The sequence below is a fragment of the Prochlorococcus sp. RS04 genome (assembly GCF_001989455.1).
In the GTDB taxonomy this organism is placed as follows: Bacteria; Cyanobacteriota; Cyanobacteriia; order PCC-6307; family Cyanobiaceae; genus Prochlorococcus_A.
Genome location: NZ_CP018346.1, coordinates 376,215 through 401,817 on the forward strand (window position 1 = coordinate 376,215; position 25,603 = coordinate 401,817).

29 protein-coding genes and 2 tRNA genes are annotated in these 25,603 nt (G+C 31.9%); 17 read left to right on the forward strand and 14 right to left on the reverse strand.

The annotated features are described in order from the left end of the window. Position 1 precedes the first annotated feature (1 nt). Positions 2-184, reverse strand: a complete 183-nt coding sequence (locus BS621_RS02170; protein ID WP_025894151.1) for a hypothetical protein — start codon at positions 182-184, stop codon at positions 2-4. Positions 185-226: 42 nt separating this feature from the next. On the opposite strand from BS621_RS02170, the gene BS621_RS02175 reads away from it, so the two are divergent. From BS621_RS02175 to BS621_RS02185, 3 genes are all read left to right on the forward strand, one after another. Then, the gene (locus BS621_RS02175) at positions 227-757 is read left to right on the forward strand and encodes a DUF2854 domain-containing protein (RefSeq protein WP_025894150.1); all 531 of its coding nucleotides are present in this window, start codon (positions 227-229) and stop codon (positions 755-757) included. Positions 758-821: 64 nt separating this feature from the next. Next, complete coding sequence (gene argB, locus BS621_RS02180; protein WP_012007323.1) at positions 822-1,673, forward strand: acetylglutamate kinase; 852 nt, start codon at positions 822-824, stop codon at positions 1,671-1,673. A gap of 3 nt (positions 1,674-1,676) precedes the next feature. Continuing rightward, positions 1,677-2,786 carry a DUF3153 domain-containing protein gene (locus BS621_RS02185; protein WP_077141668.1) on the forward strand — a complete coding sequence of 370 codons (1,110 nt, stop codon included), beginning with the start codon at positions 1,677-1,679 and terminating at the stop codon, positions 2,784-2,786. On the opposite strand, the gene priA is transcribed toward BS621_RS02185, so the two are convergent. Next, positions 2,787-5,063: a replication restart helicase PriA gene (gene priA, locus BS621_RS02190; RefSeq protein WP_077141669.1), complete on the reverse strand. Its 2,277-nt coding sequence runs from the start codon at positions 5,061-5,063 to the stop codon at positions 2,787-2,789. Between the two features lie 321 nt (positions 5,064-5,384). Between priA and rpoD the strand changes: the two genes are divergently transcribed. Both rpoD and hemC read left to right on the forward strand, forming a co-directional pair. Then, a complete protein-coding gene (gene rpoD, locus BS621_RS02195; protein ID WP_077141670.1) occupies positions 5,385-6,566 on the forward strand; it encodes an RNA polymerase sigma factor RpoD in 1,182 nt (393 codons plus the stop codon). Between the two features lie 97 nt (positions 6,567-6,663). After that, positions 6,664-7,614 carry a hydroxymethylbilane synthase gene (gene hemC, locus BS621_RS02200; RefSeq protein ID WP_077141671.1) on the forward strand — a complete coding sequence of 317 codons (951 nt, stop codon included), beginning with the start codon at positions 6,664-6,666 and terminating at the stop codon, positions 7,612-7,614. A gap of 6 nt (positions 7,615-7,620) precedes the next feature. Here the strand turns inward: hemC and BS621_RS02205 are convergent, their stop codons facing one another. Next, positions 7,621-8,208, reverse strand: coding sequence for an inorganic diphosphatase (locus BS621_RS02205; protein ID WP_077141672.1), 588 nt, complete (start codon positions 8,206-8,208; stop codon positions 7,621-7,623). Positions 8,209-8,271: 63 nt separating this feature from the next. Then, positions 8,272-9,777: a carboxypeptidase M32 gene (locus BS621_RS02210; RefSeq protein ID WP_077141673.1), complete on the reverse strand. Its 1,506-nt coding sequence runs from the start codon at positions 9,775-9,777 to the stop codon at positions 8,272-8,274. Between the two features lie 108 nt (positions 9,778-9,885). On the opposite strand from BS621_RS02210, the gene BS621_RS02215 reads away from it, so the two are divergent. From BS621_RS02215 to BS621_RS02230, 4 genes are read left to right on the forward strand one after another with little or no spacing between them, the layout of a single operon-like run. After that, positions 9,886-10,341, forward strand: coding sequence for a secondary thiamine-phosphate synthase enzyme YjbQ (locus tag BS621_RS02215; RefSeq protein WP_077141674.1), 456 nt, complete (start codon positions 9,886-9,888; stop codon positions 10,339-10,341). A 36-nt stretch (positions 10,342-10,377) separates the two neighbouring features. Further along, positions 10,378-10,668, forward strand: coding sequence for a 4a-hydroxytetrahydrobiopterin dehydratase (locus BS621_RS02220; protein ID WP_077141675.1), 291 nt, complete (start codon positions 10,378-10,380; stop codon positions 10,666-10,668). 29 nt (positions 10,669-10,697) lie between these two features. Further along, entirely contained in the window at positions 10,698-11,786 is a 1,089-nt protein-coding gene (locus BS621_RS02225; protein ID WP_077141676.1) for a CobW family GTP-binding protein, read from the forward strand. Positions 11,787-11,812: 26 nt separating this feature from the next. Then, positions 11,813-13,351 (forward strand): ABC transporter permease, encoded by a 1,539-nt coding sequence (locus BS621_RS02230; RefSeq protein WP_077141677.1) that lies wholly within the window; start codon positions 11,813-11,815, stop codon positions 13,349-13,351. Here BS621_RS02230 and BS621_RS02235 read toward each other — a convergent pair. The 4 genes from BS621_RS02235 to BS621_RS02250 are packed head-to-tail and all read right to left on the reverse strand — an operon-like array spanning position 13,348 to position 16,508. Next, positions 13,348-14,304 carry a hypothetical protein gene (locus BS621_RS02235; RefSeq protein ID WP_077141678.1) on the reverse strand — a complete coding sequence of 319 codons (957 nt, stop codon included), beginning with the start codon at positions 14,302-14,304 and terminating at the stop codon, positions 13,348-13,350. The genes BS621_RS02230 and BS621_RS02235 overlap by 4 nt on opposite strands. Further along, entirely contained in the window at positions 14,301-15,533 is a 1,233-nt protein-coding gene (gene larC / locus BS621_RS02240) for a nickel pincer cofactor biosynthesis protein LarC (RefSeq protein WP_077141679.1), read from the reverse strand. The genes BS621_RS02235 and larC overlap by 4 nt, the downstream gene beginning before the upstream one ends. A gap of 38 nt (positions 15,534-15,571) precedes the next feature. Next, entirely contained in the window at positions 15,572-16,183 is a 612-nt protein-coding gene (locus BS621_RS02245; RefSeq protein ID WP_077141680.1) for a hypothetical protein, read from the reverse strand. Between the two features lie 31 nt (positions 16,184-16,214). Beyond that, the gene (locus tag BS621_RS02250) at positions 16,215-16,508 is read right to left on the reverse strand and encodes a hypothetical protein (protein ID WP_025971829.1); all 294 of its coding nucleotides are present in this window, start codon (positions 16,506-16,508) and stop codon (positions 16,215-16,217) included. A 71-nt stretch (positions 16,509-16,579) separates the two neighbouring features. Here BS621_RS02250 and xth point away from each other — a divergent pair, with 71 nt between their 5' ends. After that, positions 16,580-17,425: an exodeoxyribonuclease III gene (gene xth, locus BS621_RS02255; RefSeq protein ID WP_077141681.1), complete on the forward strand. Its 846-nt coding sequence runs from the start codon at positions 16,580-16,582 to the stop codon at positions 17,423-17,425. A 226-nt stretch (positions 17,426-17,651) separates the two neighbouring features. Then, positions 17,652-18,953, forward strand: a complete 1,302-nt coding sequence (hemL, locus tag BS621_RS02260; protein ID WP_077141682.1) for a glutamate-1-semialdehyde 2,1-aminomutase — start codon at positions 17,652-17,654, stop codon at positions 18,951-18,953. Between the two features lie 71 nt (positions 18,954-19,024). Here the strand turns inward: hemL and BS621_RS02265 are convergent, their stop codons facing one another. The 5 genes from BS621_RS02265 to BS621_RS02285 all read right to left on the reverse strand — a co-directional run bounded on the left by BS621_RS02265 (position 19,025) and on the right by BS621_RS02285 (position 22,385). Next, positions 19,025-19,828: a prohibitin family protein gene (locus BS621_RS02265; RefSeq protein ID WP_077141683.1), complete on the reverse strand. Its 804-nt coding sequence runs from the start codon at positions 19,826-19,828 to the stop codon at positions 19,025-19,027. Between the two features lie 109 nt (positions 19,829-19,937). Further along, on the reverse strand, positions 19,938-20,147 hold the full coding sequence (locus BS621_RS02270) for a hypothetical protein (RefSeq protein ID WP_025931501.1): 210 nt from the start codon (positions 20,145-20,147) through the stop codon (positions 19,938-19,940). 27 nt (positions 20,148-20,174) lie between these two features. Continuing rightward, positions 20,175-20,672: a YajQ family cyclic di-GMP-binding protein gene (locus tag BS621_RS02275; protein ID WP_025931500.1), complete on the reverse strand. Its 498-nt coding sequence runs from the start codon at positions 20,670-20,672 to the stop codon at positions 20,175-20,177. 65 nt (positions 20,673-20,737) lie between these two features. Beyond that, positions 20,738-21,250, reverse strand: coding sequence for a DNA recombination-mediator protein A (locus BS621_RS02280; RefSeq protein WP_077141684.1), 513 nt, complete (start codon positions 21,248-21,250; stop codon positions 20,738-20,740). 25 nt (positions 21,251-21,275) lie between these two features. Then, positions 21,276-22,385: a phosphotransacetylase family protein gene (locus BS621_RS02285; RefSeq protein WP_077141685.1), complete on the reverse strand. Its 1,110-nt coding sequence runs from the start codon at positions 22,383-22,385 to the stop codon at positions 21,276-21,278. A 154-nt stretch (positions 22,386-22,539) separates the two neighbouring features. Between BS621_RS02285 and BS621_RS02290 the strand changes: the two genes are divergently transcribed. Continuing rightward, a complete protein-coding gene (locus BS621_RS02290) occupies positions 22,540-23,259 on the forward strand; it encodes an SDR family oxidoreductase (RefSeq protein WP_077141686.1) in 720 nt (239 codons plus the stop codon). A gap of 3 nt (positions 23,260-23,262) precedes the next feature. On the opposite strand, the gene map is transcribed toward BS621_RS02290, so the two are convergent. Next, positions 23,263-24,102, reverse strand: coding sequence for a type I methionyl aminopeptidase (gene map / locus BS621_RS02295; RefSeq protein ID WP_077141687.1), 840 nt, complete (start codon positions 24,100-24,102; stop codon positions 23,263-23,265). Between the two features lie 95 nt (positions 24,103-24,197). Between map and BS621_RS02300 the strand changes: the two genes are divergently transcribed. The 5 genes from BS621_RS02300 (at position 24,198) to BS621_RS02320 (ending at position 25,588) form a co-directional block, all read left to right on the forward strand. Continuing rightward, positions 24,198-24,506, forward strand: coding sequence for a PepSY domain-containing protein (locus BS621_RS02300; RefSeq protein ID WP_077141688.1), 309 nt, complete (start codon positions 24,198-24,200; stop codon positions 24,504-24,506). Positions 24,507-24,529: 23 nt separating this feature from the next. Beyond that, positions 24,530-25,009: a 50S ribosomal protein L19 gene (gene rplS / locus BS621_RS02305; protein ID WP_077141689.1), complete on the forward strand. Its 480-nt coding sequence runs from the start codon at positions 24,530-24,532 to the stop codon at positions 25,007-25,009. 53 nt (positions 25,010-25,062) lie between these two features. Continuing rightward, positions 25,063-25,135 (forward strand) — tRNA-Trp (locus tag BS621_RS02310). A gap of 35 nt (positions 25,136-25,170) precedes the next feature. Beyond that, positions 25,171-25,365, forward strand: a complete 195-nt coding sequence (locus BS621_RS02315) for a hypothetical protein (RefSeq protein WP_002807701.1) — start codon at positions 25,171-25,173, stop codon at positions 25,363-25,365. Between the two features lie 149 nt (positions 25,366-25,514). Continuing rightward, positions 25,515-25,588: transfer RNA gene (locus BS621_RS02320), tRNA-Asp, on the forward strand. Positions 25,589-25,603 lie beyond the last annotated feature (15 nt).

Genomic DNA, 25,603 nt, shown 5'->3' on the forward strand with positions numbered 1-25,603 from the left:
ATCAAATATCAACATTATTTTCTTGAACACTTATAATTAATTTGCTTATTTTTCTTTCAAGTGCGGCAAGTTCGCTTCTAATTTCTGGCCATTTACCCTTATCAAGATTTTTTAATAGCCATGCTCTATCTTGATCAAGTTTAAAAATCAAATCTCCTTGATTTGCAGTATTAGGATCTTGCATAATACTTGTTAGCCTTTTTAAAACTCATTCTACTAAATCAAAATGAAGAAATACTTATCGCCTGGCAACTTAATCGTAACGGCTGGGGGTATATTAGCTTTTGTTGGAATGACTGCTTATTTTACAGATTCAGTGAATTTAAGTGTACCTACTTTTTTTTATGGAGTACCTATTTTCCTAATTGGCTTAGGCTTAAAGACTTCCGAAATACCTCCTGTAGAGTTATTTGACAAGACAAATTTTGCGACAAATAAATTTAATAGACCAAAAGAACTTACAGCGTTAGTTAAAGATGTTACAAGATGGAGGTATGGAATAAAAGCTCATCTTGAATCGTCATTAGAATCTTTAAATTTGTGGGACGAGGATAACCCCCCTCAATTAAAAGAAATAGAAGAAATTACAAAGGAAGAAAAAAATGGTCTCAGAATGCGTTTCGAATTAAACGCTGTCCCTCTAGAAAAATGGATTGAAAAACAAGAAAGATTAAATAGGTTTTTCGTAAAAGGTCTTGAATCAGAATTTATTATCGACGATAATAAAAAAGAATTTGATTTTATTCTCTTTTATTGAATATAAGGATATATTTGTAAAAACCTAATTTCTCAATTCAATCAAGTTTTAATGAATTTTAGTAATGAATGATTCTCAAAGAGTATCAATATTAAGCGAAGCACTTCCATATATACAAAGTTTCTCAGGTAGAAAAATTGTTATCAAGTATGGTGGTTCAGTTATGGAGAATGATAATTTAAAAAATGCTTTTTTTAGAGACATTGCACTTTTATCAACCGTTGGGGTTTGTCCGATAGTAATTCATGGAGGTGGGCCAGAGATTAATAATTGGTTAAAGAAATTAGAAATATCTCCTAAATTCGAAAATGGATTAAGAATTACTGATCAAAAAACAATGGAAATTGTCGAGATGGTTCTAATGGGTAGAGTTAACAAACAAATTGTAAAAGGGATTAATAAAACTGGATCCTTAGCTGTGGGAATATCAGGTCTTGATGGCAACTTAATTCAATCTAGAGAACTAGGAGATGGTAGCCATGGGTTAGTGGGAGAGGTTACAAAAATCAATCCTGAAATATTAGATCCTCTTATTTCTAAAGGATACATACCAATTATTTCTAGCATTGGATCAACCTTGGAGGGTATTTCCCATAATATTAATGCAGATTTTGTTGCTGGAGAAATTGCTGCTGCAATAAATGCAGAAAAACTTATTCTTCTTACTGATACTCAAGGGATTTTAAAAGAAAAAGATAACAAAAATAGTCTTGTTGAAAAAACTAATCTCAAAGAGGCAAGGGATTTTATTGATAAAAAAATTGTGACTGAAGGTATGATTCCAAAGACAGAATGTTGTATAAGAGCTTTAGCCCAAGGAGTCAAAGCAGCTCACATAATTGATGGAAGAATAGAACATTCATTACTTCTTGAGATTTTTACAAATTCCGGAATAGGTACAATGATAGTCGCCTAACCCATGAAAACTTATGAGCAAGTTTTAGAAAAAGTAGAACTTGCTTTAGCTAAAGGTGAGTATCATTATTGCATTGAATTTCTTTTGCCCATAATCGAATCATTTCCTTTATCAAGCAAAGAGGGAGTAAATTTAAGAACAATCTTAATTACTGCTCTATGTGGTATCAATAAAAGGGAGGATGCTAAAAGGTTTTGTAAAGAACTTCTAAAATCTTACGATAATAAGACGAGAGAAAATGCAAAATATTTGATGGAAGTTATAGACTCTCCCGACATTAAAAAGCCAGAAAATTGGAACTTACAGTTTGAAAGCGACCCATCACTCAATAAAAAATCTCTTAACTCACTGCGTAAAAAAAGAGAAGTATTGAAGAAAAAAAAATTTATTAATGTAACTGAGACACCAACTGGTGAAACAAAACCTTTTCAGAAAGGCTTTTCACTGATCATTGTTTTATTACTATTATTATTAATTCCACTTTTAAGTGGCTGCGTAAAAATTGAGAATACCCTTGATCTTAGTGAACTTGACTCAATAACTAATAATTTAGTGATAGAGAGTAAATACATAAAGAAATTTCCTTGGCAATTAAAATTTGAAGAGAAGATGAAAGATATTTTTCCTGACGCAGCAATTGAACAAGACGAATCAACCTTTTCTTTAAAACATAAAAATCTCAATTTAGAGGATACAAAGCAAGTTCTTAAAATCACTCAAAATACTGCTGGAGAGTTAGCGGGAGAATCAACAAATATAGAAATTAACACTACTCAAAAAAACTTCATTTTTTTTAAAAAATACTTTTACAGGATAGATTTGGATCTGAATTCTATTAAAGGCATTGATAATTTAGAAATCATTTTCAAAATTATTCACCCTAATGAAGCTATCCTTACCGATAAAAATAATTCAAATTTAGAAATCACAAAAAATCTAATAATTTGGGATTTAAATCAAGGGCGTATAAATAGTCTTGAATTTTCTTTCTGGAGCCTCAACAAACTCTTGATTGGGATATCTATTATTTTAATAATTATAATATTGGCTTATTTATTAAGATTCTATAGATTTAAATTAGGTTCAGATTTGCCTCAACTTCCATCAAATTAATTACAACTCTGCTGGATTAACATCTATTGTTAAAAAAACATTTTTTGGAATAAGTTTCCATAATATTGATCTATCAGGTAAAGGTATCTTTGTTCCTTCAGGGCCATGTATTAATATCTGCCATCTAAACTTTTTACCGACTTTAGCTATTAAACTAGGGGCAGGACCTATTAATTTCCAGTTCTTTTTCTCACAAAAACTGAGTAGATATTTTGCTAATTTTATTGCAATTGACTCAGTTAATTCATAATTTTCACCTGATAATTTAAGTAGGCAAATTGTGCAAAATGGAAATAAATTAGCATCCTTTTTCAATCTCGAGTTTTCAATTAAGAATCTTTCATAATCTCTTTTTTGAAGATAAGAAATCACAGGGTGGTTAGGTTTATATGTTTGAAAAATTACTTTCCCTTTTTTTTGTGCCCTGCCGGCCCTTCCTGCTACTTGCAAAAATAATTGTAATGATTTTTCTTCTGCTGAAATATCTGGGCGATGAAGCAACCCATCTGCGGCAATAACTACTGAAAGAGTAATATTGGGAATGTCAATACCTTTTGCCAACATCTGAGTACCGACAAGAATATCAGCATCACCTTTAGAAAACTTTGAAAGAATATCTCTATGACCATCCTTTCCTGAAGTTGTATCTCTATCAAAGCGAAGAACTCTTAAGTCAGGAAATTCTTCATTTAAAAACTCTATTACCCTTTGCGTACCAATTCCAAAAGGTTTGAAAGCAGTTGAATGACAATCTGGGCAACGATTGATCAATCTTGATTTATGATCACACCAATGACATCTTAACCATTTTTTTCCTTGTGATCCGAGATGAACTGATAAAGGAACGTCACAGTTGGGGCAATTTATTAAATATCCGCAATTTCTACAACTTAAAAATCCACTATGCCCCCTCCTAGGGATCAAAATTATTGCTTGCTCTTTTTTTAAGCGTAGTTGAGGAAGCAATTGTAATAATTCATTGGAAAAAATTTTCATATTTCCCTTCTTGAACTCATCCCGCATATCAATAATTTTTATTTCAGGAGTCTCATTACTGGATATCCTTTGAATCATTCTTACCAATTTAAAATTCCTTTCAAAAATACACTTTTTCCAAGTCTTCATTGATGGGGTTGCACTCCCAAAAATTAACTTTGCAGAATTCCTTTTTACTATTTCAATAGCAATCTCTCTCGCGTCATAGCAAGGCATAGGACTATCTTGCTTATAAGAAACATCATGTTCTTCATCCATTATTATTAATCCCAGATTTCTGATTGGAAGAAAAACTGCCGACCTTGTACCTATTACTATCAAAGGTTCATTAGCATTAATAATTTTCTTCCAAACTAAAGTTCTATGATCGGGAGAACAATTACTATGATATTCGTAAACGACATTATTAAATCGCCTACTAAACCTATCAATAAGTTGAGGAATTAATCCAATTTCTGGGGCTAGTATCAAACAACTTTTTTTCTTAAGAAATTGATCTTCAGCAATTCTCATATATACTTCTGTTTTACCTGAACCTGTTTCGCCCCAAAGAAGTAATGCATCTCCTGGTTTCATTGTTTGAAATTTTTGAAATGCAATTTTTTGCTCATTTGTAAGATTTGGTTTTTTCGTTGCGATATGATCTTTTACAAAGGAATTTAATTTACTATTTATATTTTTTTTTCTTTTAGATTTAGCAAGATAATTTTTACTGACCATTGAGTTGATTAGTGTGTAATTAAAACCAGACTTTATTAATTCACTTTGCCAATTACCTTTTTTAGATAAAGTATCCATTAAAAAAAATTCTTTTTTGGTTAATCCATTCTTCTTAGTTTCAAATTCTTTTTTAGTTTCAATCCATATTTGATCTTTTAAACCTTTAGAGAAATTTTTATATTTACCAATCCAGCCAGGAGGAAATGCAGTTTTAAACATTTTTAAATTACTAACCATATAAAAAGAGGCTAGGGAGTCTATCAATTCTCTCCAAGATTCATCAATTATTTTTTTCTGCAAAATACTTTCAACAAACAAATATCTTATGCTTTTTCCTCCAATAGTATTTGATTCATCATTATTGATTGTCGAAAAGTCTTTTTTGGAGATCACCAACCCATTCAATAATCTCCCCCTTAGTCTCACACTTACAATATCTCCAACTTCTGCCCCAAGATTATTTCCATCTAAATAGTAAAAGCTTTCATTACTACTACCTATATCAAGCAAAATTTCCAATTTATAGGAGATATTTAATAACTGATTACTTGCCGGCTTCAAAACTTTTTCTTAGTATTGGATTGTTGAACATTCCACAAAGTGTTTTTTGCACATTGTAAGTATCCTGCTCTTAAGGGAGACATGAAGCTCTGATCATTGACTGAAAATTCAAAAATGATCTGCCTGTCTGAGAAATCCCAAGACTTTTTACTTTAGGTAATCTATAGCACTATTTAAATTTTTCAACAATTTAGAAAACTTTTCTTATTCTCATTTTGTAAAAAAGTTTTTTAAACATTAAGGGGACTTTACTACTAAATGTTCAAATTAGCCCTAAATAAAATTTTATCTAGTTAAATTCACCGTAGAAAGGAGTAAATTATGTGTCCAGTCGCAGCAGAATCAAAGAATTCCAAGCCTAGTTCAAAAAAAAAGATCAATAAAAAAATTAATACAAATTTAGAAACAGTAGTTGAAGAAGATAGTAATAAAAATAATCAAACTTTACAGACATCTGCTGAGTCAAACGAAAGCAATATTGAAAATAACAATAATGAATTTAGTGATTCTGAAGAAGATAAAGGGCTCGGGAATATAAAACTTGGGCCAAAAGGTATCTACACTGAAGATTCAATAAGAGTTTATCTCCAAGAAATTGGAAGAATTAGACTTTTAAGACCAGATGAAGAAATTGAGCTTGCAAGAAAAATTGCTGACTTACTCCAATTAGAAGAGCTAGCAACTCAATATGAGTCAGAAAAAGGACATTTCCCATCTGTAAGAGAATGGGCCGAGTTAATAGATATGCCTCTTCCCAAATTTAGAAGAAGACTTCTCTTAGGGCGGAGAGCTAAAGAAAAAATGGTTCAATCAAATTTAAGATTAGTTGTTTCCATTGCTAAAAAATATATGAATAGAGGTTTATCATTTCAAGATTTAATCCAAGAAGGAAGTTTGGGGCTAATTAGGGCAGCGGAAAAATTCGACCATGAAAAAGGTTATAAGTTCTCTACATATGCAACTTGGTGGATTCGCCAAGCCATTACAAGAGCAATTGCGGATCAAAGTAGAACTATTAGATTGCCAGTTCACTTATACGAGACAATATCCAGAATTAAAAAAACCACAAAAGTTCTTAGCCAAGAATTTGGCAGGAAACCTAGTGAAGAAGAAATCGCTGAGAGTATGGAAATGACAATCGAAAAATTAAGATTTATAGCTAAAAGTGCGCAACTTCCTATATCTTTAGAAACTCCAATAGGGAAAGAAGAAGACTCAAGACTAGGAGACTTTATAGAGGCTGATATAGAAAATCCAGAGCAAGATGTTTCTAAAACCTTACTAAGAGAAGATTTGGAAGGAGTATTAGCCACTCTTAGTCCAAGAGAAAGAGATGTTCTCAGATTGAGATATGGAATTGATGATGGAAGAATGAAAACTCTTGAAGAAATTGGCCAGATTTTTGATGTGACGAGAGAAAGAATAAGACAAATAGAGGCAAAAGCTCTAAGAAAACTTAGACATCCAAATCGAAATGGGGTTTTAAAAGAATATATAAAATAAAAAAAGTTAAGTATAATAATTAGCTTTAAAAACTATCAAAATAATAGCTTAAAATAAAATCGACTTAATTTTTAATTCAAACTCAAAATAATATTTAATGACTAATTACAAGCTAAAAATAGCTAGTAGAAGAAGTAAGCTAGCAATGGTTCAAACTTTATGGGTTAAAGATCAACTAGAAAGGAATATTCCCAATTTAGAGGTATCTATAGAAGCTATGGCAACTCAAGGTGACAAAATCCTTGATGTAGCCTTAGCAAAAATAGGCGACAAAGGCTTATTTACAAAAGAACTTGAAGCACAAATGCTCGTAGGACATGCAGATATAGCAGTACATTCTCTAAAAGATTTACCAACCAATTTACCTAATGGCCTTACATTAGGATGCATTACAAAAAGGGAGGATCCTGCAGATGCTTTAGTAGTAAACAAAAAAAATAACTGTTATAAATTAGAAAACTTACCTGAAGGTTCGATTGTTGGAACAAGCTCCCTAAGAAGACTTGCACAATTAAGAAATAAGTACCCACAACTTGTTTTTAAAGATATCAGGGGAAATGTTATTACAAGAATTGAAAAATTAGATGCAGGAGAATTTGATTGTATAATTCTTGCGGCCGCTGGTTTAAAGAGATTAGGCTTTGAATCAAGAATTCACCAGATTATCCCAAGTGAAGTTTCCCTTCATGCCGTTGGTCAAGGAGCACTAGGCATTGAATGTAAATCTGATGATAAAAAAGTTTTAGAAATTATAAATATCTTAGAAGATAAACCCACCAGTCAAAGATGTCTAGCAGAAAGGGCTTTTTTAAGAGAGCTTGAAGGTGGATGCCAAGTCCCAATAGGTGTGAATAGTAAAATTCAGAATGAACAACTTTGCCTTACTGGTATGGTTGCATCTCTTGATGGAGAAAGGCTTATTAAAGATCAATATATTGGCAATATTAATGATCCCGAAGAAGTAGGCAAAGAACTAGCAAAAAAATTAAAGCATCAAGGTGCCGAAGAAATACTAAGCGAAATATTTGAAAAATTTAGAGAAAAATAAAATTAGTTAATTTACTAATTTAGGATCAATTTCTTTTTTGTATCTCTCTTCACAATCTTTAATCACTTTAACAGCTTCTTCTATCCCAAAAAAACCATTGACAGTACATGTTCCTGGTTTTTTTAGATCTTTGTAATGCTCCCAATAATACTTTGTTTCTTTTAACCAATGATCTCCAAGGTCTTCATAACTTGAGATATGATCCATTCTTTTATCATCTGCGAGAACCGCTATCACCTTATCATCGACCTCTCCACCATCATCAAATTTCATCAACCCAATAATCCTTGCTTCCACAATAGATCCTGGTATTAATGGCTCAGTTACACCAACAATTTCGATATCAAGCGGATCTCCATCTTCATCCCATGTCCTTGGAATACATCCATAAGCAAAAGGATACGCAAGTGATGAATAACCTACCCTATCAAGTTTAAGATGGCCCGTTTCTGTAATTAATTCATATTTATTTATGGTATTAGAGTTCAATTCAACAATAGTGTTTATTATTGTATTTGAGCTATCTGTGAAAGCATTTAGTATGTGCAATAAATTTGGGGTAACCCTGCTTGGGGGCTGATTTAGATTAGCCATCAATAAATTATTTTTGTTTATCTTACATCCTCACACCTAACCAAATTCTTTAAAAGTAATGTTTCAGCAAAAATCATTTATTTTAGACCTTAGATGATTAATAAAATAGTTAGGAGATAGTTCTTCATTAGTTACATCTCTTACCAACTCCATACAATTAACTGATCTGCCATATTTATGTATATTATTTTTTAACCAAAAGATGATCTTTTGATATTCACCATTTTCAATTAAGTTGTCAATCAAACCTATGTCTCTTTCCATTTGAGAAGATATTTGCGCACTCGTAACATGTCCTAACAAATATGAGGGGAAATATCCAAAAGCCCCTTCACTCCAATGAACATCTTGAAGACAACCTTCTGAATCATTAGATGGTTTAATTCCTAGAAGTTCATCATATCTTTTATTCCATTCTGTTGGAATATCTTCAGCAGGTAACCCTCTTTCAATTAAATCTATTTCAAGTTCGGTTCTTATTAATATGTGTAAGCCATAAGTCAATTCATCCGCTTCAACCCTATTTAATCCTGCTTCCAAATGATTAATAGATTTCCATAATTCTAAATAATTATTAAGAGAACATCCAGCCGAAACAAATTTGTTAAAAAATCTTTTTGAAAAAGATTTGGATTTAACTATTCTATTTTCCCAAAATAAAGATTGACTTTCATGAATACCCATAGAGGTTGCTTGACCTAAAGGCCAAGCAAACCATTGATGACTTTGAGATGGTAAACCCTGCTCATAAATAGAGTGCCCCCACTCATGCGCAGTTGCTAAAAAACTTGATAATGGTTCACCTTCAACAATTCTTGTCGTAATCCTGTAATCATTAGGCCCTAATGTAATCGAAAAAGGATGGGGAGATTTACCAACAACAACTAGATCTTTATCTCTCCCAAACTCATCAAGTAATTGAGAACATAAATTATGTTGAGATTCTGGACTCAAATCCCAGAGATATTTCTTAGATTTATCGATCCCTCTAATCAACTCTGGAAGAGTATCTTTCAAAGGCTGAAACATTTTATTCAGCCACTTTAAAGTTAATTCAGGCTCAAAGGGTTGGGCTAAAGTTTCCCATGGTGAATATTGATCTGATATTTGTTTTGCCTCTTCAATCCGTAATTTAACTAATTCTTCAAAGAAAGGAAGAAAAATTTTAAAATCTGATTTTTCCTTAGCTTCTTGCCAGCTTTCATACCCTTTAGATTTTGCCTTTGCTAGAGACTCAACTAATTTAGGATCTAAATTTCTTTCTCTATTAAATTCCTTCAATAAAAGACTAATATTTCTTTCTTTATCTTTCATGAAAAGTTGATTATCGGAATTTCGTTCAATATCTGCTAGTTCATTTTTAGCAGCTTGTATTAAATTAGAAAATTCCTCAGAAGAATTTCTTTCATGCAATACTTTTGCAATATAAGTAAGTTGTTCAGACCTCCAAGAAGCCCCTTTCTTCGGCATTCCAGTATTCTGATCCCAATAAAGTGTATTTTGGATTGAACCTAATATTTGTGTTTCTTTAAGGTAAGCACCCAGATTATTCCAATGAGTTTCAGCCAAAGATTTAAATGGAAATTAAATTTATCTTAAGATAAAAATTTTAATGTCTGCAGTAAAACATCCATCTTTGTCCATAATAGGATATTGGTTAATTAAGTTTTAACTTATATGGAACAAATATTTTCAAAATTAAAATTCATAACTCATGGCGAGGGTTTTATTGATATCACATATGATTTAAATTTATGTGTTAAAAAAAATAATTTTCATTCCGGAATTTTAAATTTAACTTCACTTCATACAAGTTGCAGTTTAACTATTAATGAGAACGCAGATCCAAATGTACTGAGGGACCTAAAAAAGTATATGCAATCGATAGTTCCCTATGATTCCTACTTAAGCTTATCAAAAAATAGAGAAGAGATATCCTATAAACATTATCAAGAAGGGGCTGACGATATGCCAGCACATATTAAAACATCCCTAACAAACACTTGTTTATCTTTGAGTTTTCAAGACGGAAAAATTCTGCTTGGCACATGGCAAGCAGTTTATTTATGGGAACATCGATTTGATCAAAAGGAAAGAATCATTAATGTACATATAATTGGTGAGAAAAAGTAAGATATTTATAATGTAATAAGTCAGATTTATTATTTAATGGAACCCTACATTTTGCAAGATGAAGAATTGGATGAATTAGTTGTCAAAATACCTGGCTGGGAAATTAAATCTAAACACATCCAAAGAGAATTTAACTTCGCTAATTTTATTGAAGCCTTTGCTTTTATGACTAAGGTTGCTTTAATCTGCGAAAAATATAATCATCATCCTAACTGGGAGAATGTTTATGCAAAAGTAATAATTAAATTAAATACACATGATCTAGGAGGCATTTCGAATCTGGATCAAACATTAGCTTCGGAAATCAACAAAATTTTCGATCAATAAAAATATAAACTTCTTTTAAACTATTCAAAATGTCTAAAAATTTATTGCCAGTTACTATTATTAGTGGATTTTTAGGTTCTGGCAAAACTACACTTCTAAATCATATTTTAAAAAATCAAGTTGGTATTAAAACAGCTGTTTTAGTCAACGAATTTGGAGAAATCGGAATAGATAATGACTTAATAATAGAAGGCTCAGAAGATATGATCGAATTAAATAATGGATGTATATGTTGCTCTATCAATGGCGAATTATTAAATACCGTATCCAAAGTTTTAGAAAGAGCTGAAAAATTAGACTATTTGATTGTTGAAACAACTGGATTAGCAGATCCATTACCAGTAGCCATGACTTTTGCGGCTGGTGATCTTAGAGAAAAAGTAAGATTAGATTCAATAATCACTGTCATTGATGGAGAAAATTTTGATTTTGAAATTAATAATACAAGTGTCGCCTATTCTCAAATTTTATACGGAGATATCCTTCTTCTTAATAAATCTGATTTAGTAAATGAAAAACAATTAAAGAAAATAGAGGGGTTTATAAATAAAATAAAAAAAGAACCAAGGATTTTGAGATCAACTAATAGTGAAGTTGCATTACATACAATAATGAGCGTGGGTCTATTTGAGACAGATACTTTTGAATTCGAGAAAAATAAAAAAAATATAAAACAAAATTCCCACGATCACTCTTCTCATTCCCACGATCACTCTTCTCATTCCCACGATCACTCTTCTCATTCCCACGATCACTCTTCTCATTCCCACGATCACTCTTCTCATTCCCACGATCACTCTTCTCATTCCCACGATTTGATAAATAATATCGAGGGTTTTACCTCAGTTTCATATGAGACATTTGAACCATTTTCTTTAAGGAAATTTCAATATTTCTTAGATAATCAAATTTCAGAAAATGTATTTAGAGCAAAAGGAATACTATGGTTTATGGAAAGTGAAAGAAAACACATTTTTCACCTATCTGGAAAGCGGTTTTCTCTAGATGATGAGGAATGGACAAAAGAAAAATCTAACAAGATAGTATTAATTGGGAAAAACTTAGATCACCAAACTATTAAAAATCAACTGTCATCATGTAGATTTAATTCAGATTAGAGTTCATATTAGGATTTAATTAATTTTTGAAATTACTTATTAAAGGATTTAAAGAAGCAGTAACCGAATTAAAGCTTTTTTATTTTATTTCATTCATTGTTGCACTCTTAGTAATCATTCCAATTTTCAATTTTATTCTTGAAGGAGTTCAATATGTTGTAAGTGGAAATTTTTCATTAGGTATTGCTGGAGGAGAAGAGGTATTAGAGACTTTAAAAGTTTTAGTACTGACAAGTTTTTTTGGAGGAGGATTAGGCACTTTGAATGGATGGTTACTTTCAAATTGTGATTTTAAGTTCAGAAAAGTTCTCCGTATTTGTCAGCTCATTCCACTAGCCGCCCCAGCATACCTAATAACAGCTGTTTTGCAGGATTTAGGAAGTATTTTTGGGTATCAAGTAACTGGTTTATGGTGGGGGGTAGTAATACTTTCAATCTCTACTTACCCATATGTTTTCATTCTTGCTAACGAAAGTTTTAATAAATTTGGAATTAATCAAATCAATGCTAGTAGAGGATTAGGAGTTGGGCCGTGGAGGAGCTTCTTTAAAATCGCTTTTCCAATGGCTTTGCCAGCACTAATAACAGGAATAAGTTTAATGTGTATGGAAGTAATGAATGAGTTAGGAACATTTGCATTATTAAATATTCCAAGTATTTCTACCGGTATAGCTGAAAATTGGATAATTGAGGGTAATCCCAAAAGCGCTATTGGACTATCTTTGGTAGCTTTATTAATAATTTTCACTTTAATTATTTTTGAAAAATTCTCGAGAAGAAAATCAAAGCGGTGGAGTGAAAATCCTGCCTCAAAAGATTCTCAAGGGTGGGAATTAAAAAAAATAAGAGCTCTTTTAGCAATAACAATATCTTTATTTCCTCCAATTTTCTCTTTTGGAATTCCATGTTTTTGGGTTCTACTCAATATCGATCAAATTCAAAAAGGGTTATCTGTAGAATTACTTACCCTATCATTCAGGACCATAAGTCTAGGATTTTTTACTGCATTAATAACTATGTTATTCTCCTTAATAATTTCCTTAGCAAGACGACCAAATAAAAGCTTATTACTAGGACTAATAACAAACCTTGCGGGGATAGGTTATGCAATTCCAGGCACTGTATTAGCTTTATCTTTAATAAGCATTTCTTCTCCAAAATTGAATTTCCTTGCTGTTTGCTTACTAATTTGGGGTTATCTTGTTCGATTTCTAACTATTTCTAAGGGTTCTATTGATTCAAGTCTTGAAAGAATTTCTCCTAGTCTAGATGAAGCTGCACTTGGACTAGGAGAAAATTGGCCGGGAATCATCAAAAGAATTCATCTACCTCTTCTTCAGGGACCAATATTCGTAGGATCACTATTGGTTTTTGTAGACACGATAAAAGAATTACCCATGACCTTTATTTTGAGACCATTTGATTTTGATACATTATCTGTGAGGATATATCAATATGCTGGAGATGAAAGAATGGTAGAGGCAATATTACCAGCCATTCTAATCATGACTCTAGGTCTTATTGCTTCATTTACATTGATACCAAGTTTAGAGAAAAAAAACTAAATTCTTTTATAAAGTTTTCTTATTAAGAAAGGTAGGCTTAAGAACAAATCTGCCGAGGTAGATATAACCCTAAAATAAACTAAACTTATTATAGTTATATTTTGTGGAATACTTCTGCCTACAAATAAAAGAAGGCAAGCCTCAAAAACGCCAACTCCTCCTGGAGCTGCTGGGACTACCAAGCCTAGAGACCATGACAAAGAAAAGATTCCCAATAAAGATATAATGTTCAGAGAATTACTCGAATAAAAAGTATTTAAGCAAATATAAAACCCAATAAATTTAGATAAAACAAATCCAATTTCAAGAAATAAAGCTCTAGTAGGGAAAAATGAAATTATATTTATTCTCTCTTCAAACTGGTCCTTTGAATTTTTAAGTTTTAAGACCTCAAATACTTTTCCCTTAAGAGCTCCTAGTCTTTTTAATATCAGAAAAATAAATTTCCTATTTAGGAATGCCAAAGGAACCATTAAAAAAATATAGAATGGCGAAAAAATCAATCCCATCGATGCCAAGAGAAAAGATCCGCTCAACATAAAATAAGGTTCTATAAGTGTCGAATACCAAGCAATCTGAGGATTACTTATTGTTTTTAAAAAATTAAATCTTTCTACAAAATGCCAAACCCCTCCCGGAACGTATTTAAGAATATTGGTTAAAACATAAAAAGAGACGAGATTATTATTTTTAAATTCTTTCCCGAACCATCTAACAATATATTTCCATGCATAAGCGTTCAGGTAAATACTGAAAATACAAAATAAAAATGATAAAAATAGATTAATTCCATTTCTTTCTAAATTGACATCAAAAGAAATTTGATCAATATTATTAAAAAAATAGATACAAAAATAGGACAAGCTTGTAATAAAAAAAATATTTTTTAAACAACCAAAATTAATTTTTTTAAGGAATCTAAGATATAAGTTATTGCTTGAGTTAAATCTCATTTCCAGTTTTCAAATGCTTTAAATTTTTTGCTTGATTCTTTTATAATTTTTCTTATTTCGTAAGTTGATATTTTATGCTCTAATTGTATTCTCAATACCTCATCATTTTCTGGTTTCATAGTTATTGATCCATCTGGTTTCAGAGTTTGTTTAACATTTATATTTCCAAAAGTTGTTGAACATTCTCCTCTGCGTCTAAGTAATATCCACCTTGATTGTGTTCTTTCACGAACACCAATAGTGTTGGAATAATCAAACCATAATCTCCTAAAAAACTCTTTTTTCTCTATGGGCAAGATTACCTGAATAGAAAATCCAATTCTATTTTTTTTCATATTGATAGCTTGATAAGAAACATCGTAAGCTCCCTCAATTCTCAGTTTCTCCACAAAATTAGATATATCTTCGGGTGTTTGATCATCAATCCATGCTTCTTGAATAGATATCTCTTCACACTTTGGGCTAATGTATTTATCAACGTTAGTAGAAAAATCCTCAAATGAAGTAATTTTATAAACTCTTACCAAATTAGGGAATGTAAATTTTAGATCACCAATGCCGACTCCATAAGAGTTGACAGAATATTTTGAAGGAGGTTCAAGATAGTCGACTAAATTAGCAAGTAAAGCAATGCCAGTTGGTGTTGAGAGTTCACCATCTATTGAGTTTAGGCTTGATAAAACCTTAATATTTTTTTGTCTTATTAGCTCTATTACAGCAGGAGGTGGTACAGATAATTTTCCATGTTCAGTTTGAACAAAACCTTTCCCCAACATTGGTTCATTACAATAAACCCTCCTTGGATTTAAGTAATTCAATGCTGCACACACTCCAATTATATCCACCAATGAATCTATAGCTCCAATTTCATGAAAATGAACTTCATCAGATTTAATGCCATGAACTTTTCCTTCCGCAATTGCTAAAGATTCAAATACTTCATAAATTATTTTTTTTAATTTATCTTCTAAGTGGCCATTTAAAATAAGTTCCTTGATACTTCTCCAAGTTCTTTTAATAGGACTACAGTCAATATTCTCAACCTTCGCCTTGATGCCTCGGATTGAACAACTTTTAGATTCCTTAAATTTTAGTTGATAAAGATCCTTTAATCCAAGATCAATAAGTGGCTGTTCAATAACTTTTTTAGGCACCCCTAAATCATAAAAAGCACCTAATAACATATCTCCGGAGATGCCAGGAGAACATTCAATAAAAACATCATCCATAAATCAAAGATTTCTTAACTGGTAAATTGCGGTGAGAATCAACCTTTCATTCTAGTTTTTTTAGAAAGATTTTGTTCAATCACTTCGTACTTCATTAATTCCAAAGAATTTCCATCTCTGTTGATATCTAAACTTACAAAGCTATGCAAAAGTTCGAGAGAAAGCTCTCCTTTTATGACTAATTTAAAATTTTTATTTTTTAAATTTTTTGACTTTATAGTAGGGCAGATTTTAATAACAATTTCTTTCTTTAGAGTGTTAACAAAGACTAATTCTCCTCTAACAGAAAAATAATTGTCTTTTAGATCTAATTCTTCTAATAATTTTGAAAAGTTAGTTTTTGAAGAATCATTAGAGAAATCATTCAGTTGATAGGGATCCCATATGCCTGCAACCTGTAAATGCAAGTTTTGAGTATTTTTATTCTTTGGATAAACAATCCAATAATAACTTTTCTTTAAATCAATATGCTTTTTTAAAAGTGATAATGCTTTACCAAGAACTACTGTTTCAATTTTTTCGTCTTTATTATCAATTAAAAAGCCTCTATTTAATTGTTTATTACTAAGAGGGGTGAATTTACCATTAATGATTCCGATTGCTCTGTGCTGTAATTGGTTAGTAACTTTTGGGATAGGATTTTTTAACATATTAAAAATTTGAGAATAATAATTTATCGCATTAAATTTCTAAATTTTCCTCCAAACTATTAAAAGACCTTAACGCATCGTCAATTGCATCAGAAGGATCAGTCGCGTCATTCATACTATTTTGTCTCCGAATCATTTCCACAAGTTCAAAAGGATTAGTTGGGAAAGCTGAACTATCATCTTCTGTTTTAGTTGAGGTATCGATTTCTAATTCTTCAAATAAATATTCAGCATTTAGGTAATCACTTTTTAAGAAAATTAATAAAGTAAAAAAAATTACAACCGTAATTGGTTTAAAAACGCTTTTGCAAAAGTAATTTTTCATTTTATTTAATTTCAAAATTCTTTAACGCCAAAATTTCCTGCTATTTTAATTTTACATAATTTGGTAGAAATTTGTTAATAGCAACTTGGAATGTTAACTCTATTAGAACCAGACTTTCACAAATATTGGATTGGATTAATCAATCCAATCCAGATATTCTATGTTTGCAGGAAACAAAAGTGATGGACGAGAGTTTCCCTGTTGAACCTTTTGAAAAATTAGGATACTCAGTAGAGATCTATGGACAAAAATCATACAACGGTGTGGCTCTTATTTCCAAAATAAAGCCGGAAAATGTTAAAAAAGGATTCTACGGTTGTAATGAGTCTAATCAAAATATGGAAATTTTCCTAGATCAAAAAAGATTGATTTCTGCGGATATTAATGGCATTAAAATCATTAATGTCTATGTTCCAAATGGATCAACTCTAGAATCTAGTAAGTTCGAATACAAAATTAATTGGTTAAATTGTTTAGCTTCATTTTTAGATGAGCAAGAAAAAAAAGGGAAATTAATTTGTCTTATGGGTGATTTTAATGTTGCTCCATCCAACTTGGATATTCATGATCCAAAGAAATATGAAGGAGGGATAATGGCGTCTGAGATAGAGAGAAACGCACTAAGTAATGTTCTGAAAAAAAGATTAATAGATGCGTTTAGGATTTATGAACAGAATACTGGCCATTGGAGTTGGTGGGATTACCGTAACAACGCATTTGAATTAAATAAAGGTTGGAGAATAGATCATATATATATCAGCAAAGAACTGTCATCAAAACTTAAAAGTTGTGTCATAGACAGCTCCCCAAGAGGTAATTTGCGTCCAAGTGATCACGCCCCAGTAATGATAGATCTTAACTTAAACGAAATAAATTCAGATTTTTTTGAGGATGAGGATAATTTCTTCGAAATATAAATAAAATAAATTGAATTTCTTTAATGCTTGAAAACGCCTATTAATAAAGAGTTATTTAAAGTAATATTGTTTTTAATTATGATTTCTTTAAAATTAATAATTTACAATCCAAACTATCGCAATAAAAATATCATAATGTAGAATTTCAATCTGATTGACAAAATTTTTACTTATTTCTAATTTAGAACATGACTAGATTTTTCTCAAAACATCATTTAGCTAAATTGTGACTGACATATTAAATTACACAAAATCAGAAGAAATTTTCTCTGCTGCCCAACAACTAATGCCAGGAGGAGTAAGCTCTCCAGTAAGGGCTTTTAAGTCTGTAGGCGGTCAGCCAATTGTTTTTGATAGAGTCAAAGGTCCTTTTGCTTGGGATATTGATGGAAATAGATATATCGACTACATAGGAAGCTGGGGACCTGCTATATGTGGACATGCACACCCTGAAGTTACAACGGCATTACAGGAAGCAATTGAGAAAGGCACTAGCTTTGGTGCTCCATGCGTTCTAGAAAACCAACTTGCTGAAATGGTAATAGATGCAGTCCCATCTGTAGAAATGGTTAGATTTGTCAATAGTGGAACTGAAGCGTGCATGGCTGTTTTGAGACTTATGCGAGCTTTTACAGGAAGAGATAAAGTTATTAAATTTGACGGTTGTTATCACGGTCATGCAGATATGTTTTTAGTAAAAGCAGGATCAGGAGTTGCCACTCTGGGTTTACCAGACTCTCCAGGTGTTCCACGGACAACAACTGCCAACACACTTACTGCTCCCTACAATGATCTTGAAGCTGTAAAAAAATTATTTTCTGAAAATCCTGATGCAATTTCGGGGGTTATTCTTGAGCCTATCGTTGGTAATGCAGGGTTTATTACTCCAGAACCTGGATTCTTGGAGGGATTAAGGGAATTAACCACTGAGAATGGATCCTTATTAGTTTTTGACGAAGTAATGACTGGATTCAGAATAAGTTATGGGGGAGCTCAAGAAAAGTTTGGGGTTACTCCTGATTTAACAACCCTTGGGAAAGTAATTGGTGGAGGATTGCCTGTTGGAGCTTATGGAGGCAAGAAAGAAATAATGTCAATGGTAGCCCCTTCAGGGCCGGTATACCAAGCAGGCACTTTGAGCGGCAATCCACTAGCAATGACTGCTGGAATAAAAACTCTTGAACTGCTCAAACAAGATGGTACGTACGATAAGCTTGATTCAACAACTTCTAGATTAATTGAAGGGATAATTCAGTCTGCAGAAAATAACGGTATCGCTATTAACGGTGGAAGTGTAAGCGCTATGTTTGGATTTTTCTTATGCGATGGGCCAGTTAGGAACTTTGATGAAGCCAAAACAAACGATTCCAAACTTTTTGGTAAATTGCATAGAGAAATGCTTCAACGAGGAATTTACCTAGCGCCGAGTCCTTTCGAAGCTGGTTTCACATCATTAGCTCACAGTGAAGAAGAAATTGATAAAACCATTGAAGCTTTTGACGAATCTTTTAACGCAATTAAAAAATAATCATTTACTAGTATTTCCTTAAAGAAAAAAAGTAAATGATTAAAAAGTTTAGACAGATATTTTAAAAATAATTATTTTCTACCACCAACTATTACTGGGGGAGAACCTCCTGCTGAACCTGGTAACCCAGGAACAACTTGTGTACTGCCATCCCATTTATCGAGAAATAATTTGAAAAGTACTTGATCGTCGAGACTTCTATTTAATGTCTCATATCTGAGTGCTTCTTGTTCAGCAATTTCAACTTCAGTCTTTGCTCTTAGTAGTTGCTGACCAGCTATTTGCTTTTGTTCGATAGCAGCTCTATATTCTTCAGCAATCTCTAATCCAGTAAGGTCTAAGCTTTTAACATCTACATAATCGAATGAATTTAATTCTTGTGCAACGGTGTCACCTACTTTTTCAGAAATTACTGCGAATTCAGTAGCAATTGTTTCTAGCTCATATTGAGAAAAGACTGATTTTAGTGCTTTTAGCAAAGATGGCTGAACAATTTTCTGATAAACATCGCTATTTCTGCTTGCGATTGTTGCGAAGATCCTTCCTGCCTCGTTAGGTTTAACTGAATACTTAACAGTAGCTGTAGCCCTAATAACTTGAAGATCTTTAGTAAGCGTTTCAAATTTTTCTGGTTGAACTTGGGTTTTTATATCAAATGGATATACAGACTGAATAAATGGAAGTTTAAAGTTTAAACCAGCTCTCCTAGAGGGGCCACTTACTTTCCCTAGTGTTGTAACAACTGCAACTTGTCCAGAAGGTACAACAAATAATGATTGGGTTAGCAAAAGAAAGCCTGTAAAAGATAATACAATTAGTAATGTAGCTGTCCCACCAGGACCTGTTGGTGTGACATTTTTAAAAGATGTTGACATTAAATTTATACTTTTAATTAATCATATTTAAATAGATTAATTAGTGCATTAGGAAGACATTTAATTAAAATATTTTTTTAATAATTGCAAATTTAAATATAGATTTTAATTAATAAATATTTGATTTAAATTCTCGCAAAAGTTCTAAATAAAGATCCTCATCTATCTCCCTGATATCATATTCAGAGGGTAATACACCATGCTTATGCTCATGTACCGCCATCCAGCAAAATTTCTCTATTTCTTCTTTTGAAAAACGAGGGTATTCTTTTACATTCTTAATCAATGAGTTAATGAGAGATTTTGGATAAACTGCCATATTTTTAAAATAATCTTAATGAAGATTTTATCTAAAGTTACTAGCTTTTAGAGGAATGTTCAAAGACTCCTCCAACTCACTAACAAGCTTGATTGCTAATTGAAGATCATTCTTGCTCTTACTAGCAACTCTGAGTGTTTCTCCATTGATGCTGACATTAATTTTTTTAATTTGATCTCTAATATTTTTACTGATTTTTTTTGCAATTTCTTGTTTGATTCCTTGTTTTAATAGAATTGTTTGTTTAATTCTATTACCACTAACTATTTCAATATCACCGTAGTCAAATATTTTTAAGGATAAGTTTCTTTTTATTGCCTTTTGTCTAATTATGTCATTTACAGCATTCAAAGTAAGTTCGCTATTAGTAATTATAAAAATATTTTCTTTTTCTAAATCAATTGAAGTATCCGTGCCCTTCAAATCGTAACGCTGAGAAATTTCCCTTTTAACTTGATCCAAAGTATTGACTAATTCTTGTCTATCAAAATCAGAAACCACATCAAATGAAAAACTTTCTGCCATAGTAAATTATTAAACGCTAAATATTATTAGCATAAATCATCTTTTAAATGGGGAAATGGGTTAATTTAATCAAAAAATAACAAACTAACAACTTTGCCCATTTCTTCAGCACATCTACAACTATTTAGCAAAGTTTCACTATCGTGAAAGGCAAAACATATTAATTGATCGCACCTAGTAATAATTTCTTGATTACAAAGACTACTTGCAAGTGGCAAAGGTAATTCATCATTTTCACTTTTTTCAACCAAATGCATAACCCTCTCAAGTTGATCCTTTATTTCGGGAACTTGTCTATCAAGACTTTGTGGTAATAAAACAGTTAATAATGATGGATTAATATCTAAGACAGCTCGGATAACAGCTGCATTAACACCTTGAGATCCAGACGTAAGGATATTATGTCCTTCCTCTGCTAAAGACCGTGCTATCAACTCAATTAAGTGGATATCTACAATCGGTACGTGTCTAGTACCTAAAAAAGCAATTCTCCTTTTCCCATTATCTTGGAGTTTTGCAAGTTCTTGAGCTAAGGCATCAACACCTTCAGTTGCTGGTAGATCTAAAGAGCGACTCAAAATAATAAAGTTCCTATATTTGAAATTAGCATTTATCTGAAAAATTGCAGGGAAAATCTATCTTTTCGAGAATTCTTTTTAGATTTACATGCTCTTGAACTAATTGAATAGCATAAGAAGCTTTAATAGATTCATGTATTCTGACATGACCAAAAGCTTGTTCAATAATTTCAACGGAGGAAAGAGTATCTAATTCCACCTTTAAAATTGGCACCTCCAATTCCTCCGCTCTATGAATCAATTGTGACAAAGGATCTCCTAAACCAGTTAAAATAAGGCATTGAGTCGAAGCCTCTAAAGCAGCAAGTTGGATATCAGTTCTATCAGCTCCTGTAACTACAGCCATATTTCGTCTTCTCCTGAAAAATTCCATTGCAGAATTCACACCCATTGCACCAATACTCAATGTTTCGACAAGCAATTGATCTTTTTCTGAGCAACAAATAACTTGGGCATCTAGTCTTCTTACAAGCTCACCTACGGTGACACTTCTAAGAAGTGGTGATTTAGGCATCACTCCAAATACTTCAATACCTAGATCTTTAAGAGAGGGTATTATTTCATTTTTAACTTTTTCGACTTCTTGCGGCAAAACTCCGTTTAATACAACTCCAGCCAATTTCTCACCTAATTGTTTTTGCGCATCAAGTAATGCATCGACACTTTTACAATCTTCCCATAAATTCACAATTAAAACTTTCGCATCTAAATCCTTAGCTAGTTGTGGGAGACTTAATCCATAAATCATACCCTCATGAAGACTTCCGGCTGCCTCTAAAATATTCAGACCTTCAAAATCATCATTAACCAATCCTTCAATCTGATCAAAACCTTTTCCTGGAAGTAAGTCTTTATTGAAGATTCTTTTTTCAGCTGAGATATTATCCAATAATCCTACTGAGGAAATTAAATTCTCCTCTTCGATATTTAATGTTGATCCAATAAACTTAACATCATCATCTATTAATCCTTCATAAGACATTGAGGGAAGATTAGTAAGTTCAATACATGTTGCTAGAGGTTTTCCTATGCGTACTTTTTTTTTCTTCTGTAAAAGTTTTTTTGCTATCCCAAGAACCATTGCAGACTTACCACTAAATGGCTCACATGAGCCAATTAACAATATATCGCTCATAATTTAGTAAATTTTTTATTAATAGGTTTAAGATAATATTTTTTTCATAACTAAACAAATATTTATTTATGAGTTTTAATCAAATAAAAAAATAAATAATCTTTTTTTGATAAATTTATTTTAATTCTTTGGTATCTAATAAAAATCAAGCAAAATGATAAATCCAACCAAAAACGAAAAAACCATAGGGATTACTGGAGCCTCAGGTGCGCTAGGAAAAGAATTAACAAAGTTGTTTCGTCAAAAAGGATATAAAGTGATTGGATTTACTCATAGTAAAACTAATTATGAAATAAATCTTGAATCTCCAAATGAATGGATTAAATGGGAATGTGGGAAGGAGTCTTCATTAAAAAAACAATTAGAGAATATAGACATTTTAATTTTGAACCATGGTATCTATGATTTGAGTAGAGAAAATTCTAATTATGAAAACTCAATTGAGATAAATGCATTAAGCAAATTCAAATTTTTAAATTTATTTGAAGATATTGCTCTAAGCAATGATTCACAAGTAAAAAAAGAGATTTGGATAAATACATCTGAAGCAGAAATATTACCCGCCCTAAATCCGTCATATGAGATTAGTAAATCCCTTATTGGTCAATTAGTTTCGTTCAAAAAAAATCTACTGGACAAAAATACAAAGAAAAAATTAATAATTAAAAAAATCATTTTAGGGCCTTTTAAATCAGAATTAAATCCTCTCGGAATAATGAGTCCAAAATTTGTTTCTAAAAAAATTTATGATTTAGCTAATTCAAAAAATTATTTAGTAATAATTAGTCCAAACCCTTTAACATATGTACTTTTCCCATTGAAAGAATTTTTTAATTTTTTATATTGCCGAATTATCTATAAATACAAATCTTAGTCCCTAAAAATCTCGATCTGTCAATATTTCAATACCATCTTTTAAAACAACTATTGTATGCTCCCATTGGGCCGATAGTTTTCCATCTTTTGTTATTACTGTCCATCTATCATTTAATGTTTTACAAAATTTAGTCCCTTCATTAACTATAGGTTCCACCGCTAATGTCATTCCTTCGCGAAGGACGACGTTAGGCAATTCTTTGGTCCGAAAATTAAATACGGATGGTTCTTCATGAAGATTTCGTCCAACTCCATGACCTGTATAGTCTTCTACAACACTAAAGCCATTTTCTACAACAACGTCTTCGATTTCCCCAGCCACATCAAGAAGTGTATTCCCTGCCTTGATTTTCGAAAGCCCCGCATACAATGCTTTAAAAGCTATATCACTAAGTTTTTGAGCCTTTGGACTAACTTCTCCTACACAAATTGATATACAACTATCTCCATGGAAACCATCTAAATATGCCCCTGTATCAATTTTAACCAAGTCACCATTTTTAATTATTTTATTTTTACTTGGAATTCCGTGAACAACCTCATTATTAATACTAGAACATATACTTGAAGGGAATCCATGGTAGCCCTTGAAACTTGGGACAGCTCCAAAACTTTTTATTCTCTTTTCTGCAAAATCATCTAAATCTTTTGTACTCATTCCAGGTTTAATTAAGTCATTAATTTCTCTCAAAACAGTAGCTACAATTCTGCTAGATTTTTTCATCAAATTTATTTCCCGTGAAGACTTTATTTCGATTCCTCTTCTCCTCTGAATAAATGGAACTTGATCATTAGCTTTGGAATTATTTTTATTTAACAAAAGATCTGCAAAATGTCTCATTGGAATAAATAATAGTAATAGGTAAATATCTTCAAAATAGCCTTTATGATCTTGGCTACCTTAAATCTATCAATAACAATAGGAAAGAAACAAAAATGAAAACTTTATTTAATTCTAGGCAATTTCATAAGGCTTTGGCGCCCTGGATTTTTCTTCCATTATTTATATCTTCAATTACTGGTCTTCTTTATAGGGTTTCAAAAGATTTACTGGGTTTCTCTAGAGAACAAGTTCATTGGTTAATGTCTCTCCATGAGGGCGAATGGCTTGGAGATAATGGAGAACTTATATATGTGATATTTAATTCCCTTGGAGTTTTATGGATGCTCGTCACAGGATTCCAAATGTTTTCAAAAACAATTTCATTTACCAAAAAGGTTACTAAAGGCGAGTCAAAAGGTTAAGATATAGAACTTGTAGGATAATAATGACCAAAATGGCCAAAGAGAAACAAGAGAAGGATTTAGAAACCGGTATTAAAGCTGACACATCAGTTGATGTAACAGTTGAACAAAAAGAAAAAAATACGGTTTCTGAGACTACGCAAACCTTAAGCGCATCAAATCTTATTAAGGAATTTGAGAATGAACAATTAAAAAAAGAACTACCTGAAATATATGTTGGGGACACTGTTAAAGTTGGAGTGAAAATTACAGAAGGTAATAAAGAAAGAGTCCAACCTTATGAAGGCGTTGTCATAGCAAAAAGACATGGAGGAATAAACCAGACTATTACAGTTAGAAGAATTTTTCAGGGTATAGGTGTTGAAAGAGTATTTATGCTACATAGTCCACAGGTTGCCTCTCTAAAAGTTGAACGTAGAGGTAAAGTAAGAAGAGCTAAATTATTCTATCTGAGAGATAGAGTAGGAAAAGCTACTCGCGTAAAACAACGCTTTGATCGATAAAGTTGTAAATTAATCAACTTTTTGTTCACAAAGACGCTTATAATCATTTAAATGCGTCGTTAGTTCAGTTGGTAGAACGCAGGTCTCCAAAACCTGATGTCGGGGGTTCAAGTCCTCCACGACGCGTTTGATCAACATTATGTAAATCATTTTTTCATAAGATGGAGTTAGATCTTCAACCTGGGGACGTAGTTAAAGTCCTAGAATCAGCAGCTTTAGGATGGGTTCGTGCAAGAGTTATCAGAGTTAAGTCTGGTGGGAGAGTCGTCGTACAAAGTGACCAAGGCAGAGAATTTACTGCTAGAGGCAATCAAGTTAGGTTGATAGAGCCTGCTGGTTTTAGACCTCAAAAATAAATAGTTGTTTAAACTAAGTCAGTTAAAAAACTAATTATTTCTGTAAATCCTCAAATTAATAAATTTTTTTTATTACAACCCCATAAATTAAGTATTATGATCTGATAATTTTAAGAATGAAGTTCTAAATAAATTTAGAACAAAACTCTGGGACCGTAGTTCAACTGGTTAGAGCACCGCCCTGTCACGGCGGAAGTTGCGGGTTCGAATCCCGTCGGTCCCGTTTTTTCTAAAAGAA

Excerpts from the sequence above, each read along its gene's own strand:
- BS621_RS02170 (WP_025894151.1), bottom strand. The coding sequence starts at position 184 with ATGCAAGATCCTAATACTGCAAATCAAGGAGATTTGATTTTTAAACTT.
- BS621_RS02175 (WP_025894150.1), top strand. The coding sequence starts at position 227 with ATGAAGAAATACTTATCGCCTGGCAACTTAATCGTAACGGCTGGGGGT.
- argB (WP_012007323.1), top strand. The coding sequence starts at position 822 with ATGAATGATTCTCAAAGAGTATCAATATTAAGCGAAGCACTTCCATAT.
- BS621_RS02185 (WP_077141668.1), top strand. The coding sequence starts at position 1,677 with ATGAAAACTTATGAGCAAGTTTTAGAAAAAGTAGAACTTGCTTTAGCT.
- rpoD (WP_077141670.1), top strand. The coding sequence starts at position 5,385 with ATGTGTCCAGTCGCAGCAGAATCAAAGAATTCCAAGCCTAGTTCAAAA.
- hemC (WP_077141671.1), top strand. The coding sequence starts at position 6,664 with ATGACTAATTACAAGCTAAAAATAGCTAGTAGAAGAAGTAAGCTAGCA.
- BS621_RS02205 (WP_077141672.1), bottom strand. The coding sequence starts at position 8,208 with ATGGCTAATCTAAATCAGCCCCCAAGCAGGGTTACCCCAAATTTATTG.
- BS621_RS02215 (WP_077141674.1), top strand. The coding sequence starts at position 9,886 with ATGGAACAAATATTTTCAAAATTAAAATTCATAACTCATGGCGAGGGT.
- BS621_RS02220 (WP_077141675.1), top strand. The coding sequence starts at position 10,378 with ATGGAACCCTACATTTTGCAAGATGAAGAATTGGATGAATTAGTTGTC.
- BS621_RS02225 (WP_077141676.1), top strand. The coding sequence starts at position 10,698 with ATGTCTAAAAATTTATTGCCAGTTACTATTATTAGTGGATTTTTAGGT.
- BS621_RS02235 (WP_077141678.1), bottom strand. The coding sequence starts at position 14,304 with ATGAGATTTAACTCAAGCAATAACTTATATCTTAGATTCCTTAAAAAA.
- larC (WP_077141679.1), bottom strand. The coding sequence starts at position 15,533 with ATGGATGATGTTTTTATTGAATGTTCTCCTGGCATCTCCGGAGATATG.
- BS621_RS02245 (WP_077141680.1), bottom strand. The coding sequence starts at position 16,183 with ATGTTAAAAAATCCTATCCCAAAAGTTACTAACCAATTACAGCACAGA.
- BS621_RS02250 (WP_025971829.1), bottom strand. The coding sequence starts at position 16,508 with ATGAAAAATTACTTTTGCAAAAGCGTTTTTAAACCAATTACGGTTGTA.
- BS621_RS02265 (WP_077141683.1), bottom strand. The coding sequence starts at position 19,828 with ATGTCAACATCTTTTAAAAATGTCACACCAACAGGTCCTGGTGGGACA.
- BS621_RS02270 (WP_025931501.1), bottom strand. The coding sequence starts at position 20,147 with ATGGCAGTTTATCCAAAATCTCTCATTAACTCATTGATTAAGAATGTA.
- BS621_RS02275 (WP_025931500.1), bottom strand. The coding sequence starts at position 20,672 with ATGGCAGAAAGTTTTTCATTTGATGTGGTTTCTGATTTTGATAGACAA.
- BS621_RS02285 (WP_077141685.1), bottom strand. The coding sequence starts at position 22,385 with ATGAGCGATATATTGTTAATTGGCTCATGTGAGCCATTTAGTGGTAAG.
- BS621_RS02290 (WP_077141686.1), top strand. The coding sequence starts at position 22,540 with ATGATAAATCCAACCAAAAACGAAAAAACCATAGGGATTACTGGAGCC.
- map (WP_077141687.1), bottom strand. The coding sequence starts at position 24,102 with ATGAGACATTTTGCAGATCTTTTGTTAAATAAAAATAATTCCAAAGCT.
- BS621_RS02300 (WP_077141688.1), top strand. The coding sequence starts at position 24,198 with ATGAAAACTTTATTTAATTCTAGGCAATTTCATAAGGCTTTGGCGCCC.
- rplS (WP_077141689.1), top strand. The coding sequence starts at position 24,530 with ATGACCAAAATGGCCAAAGAGAAACAAGAGAAGGATTTAGAAACCGGT.
- BS621_RS02315 (WP_002807701.1), top strand. The coding sequence starts at position 25,171 with ATGGAGTTAGATCTTCAACCTGGGGACGTAGTTAAAGTCCTAGAATCA.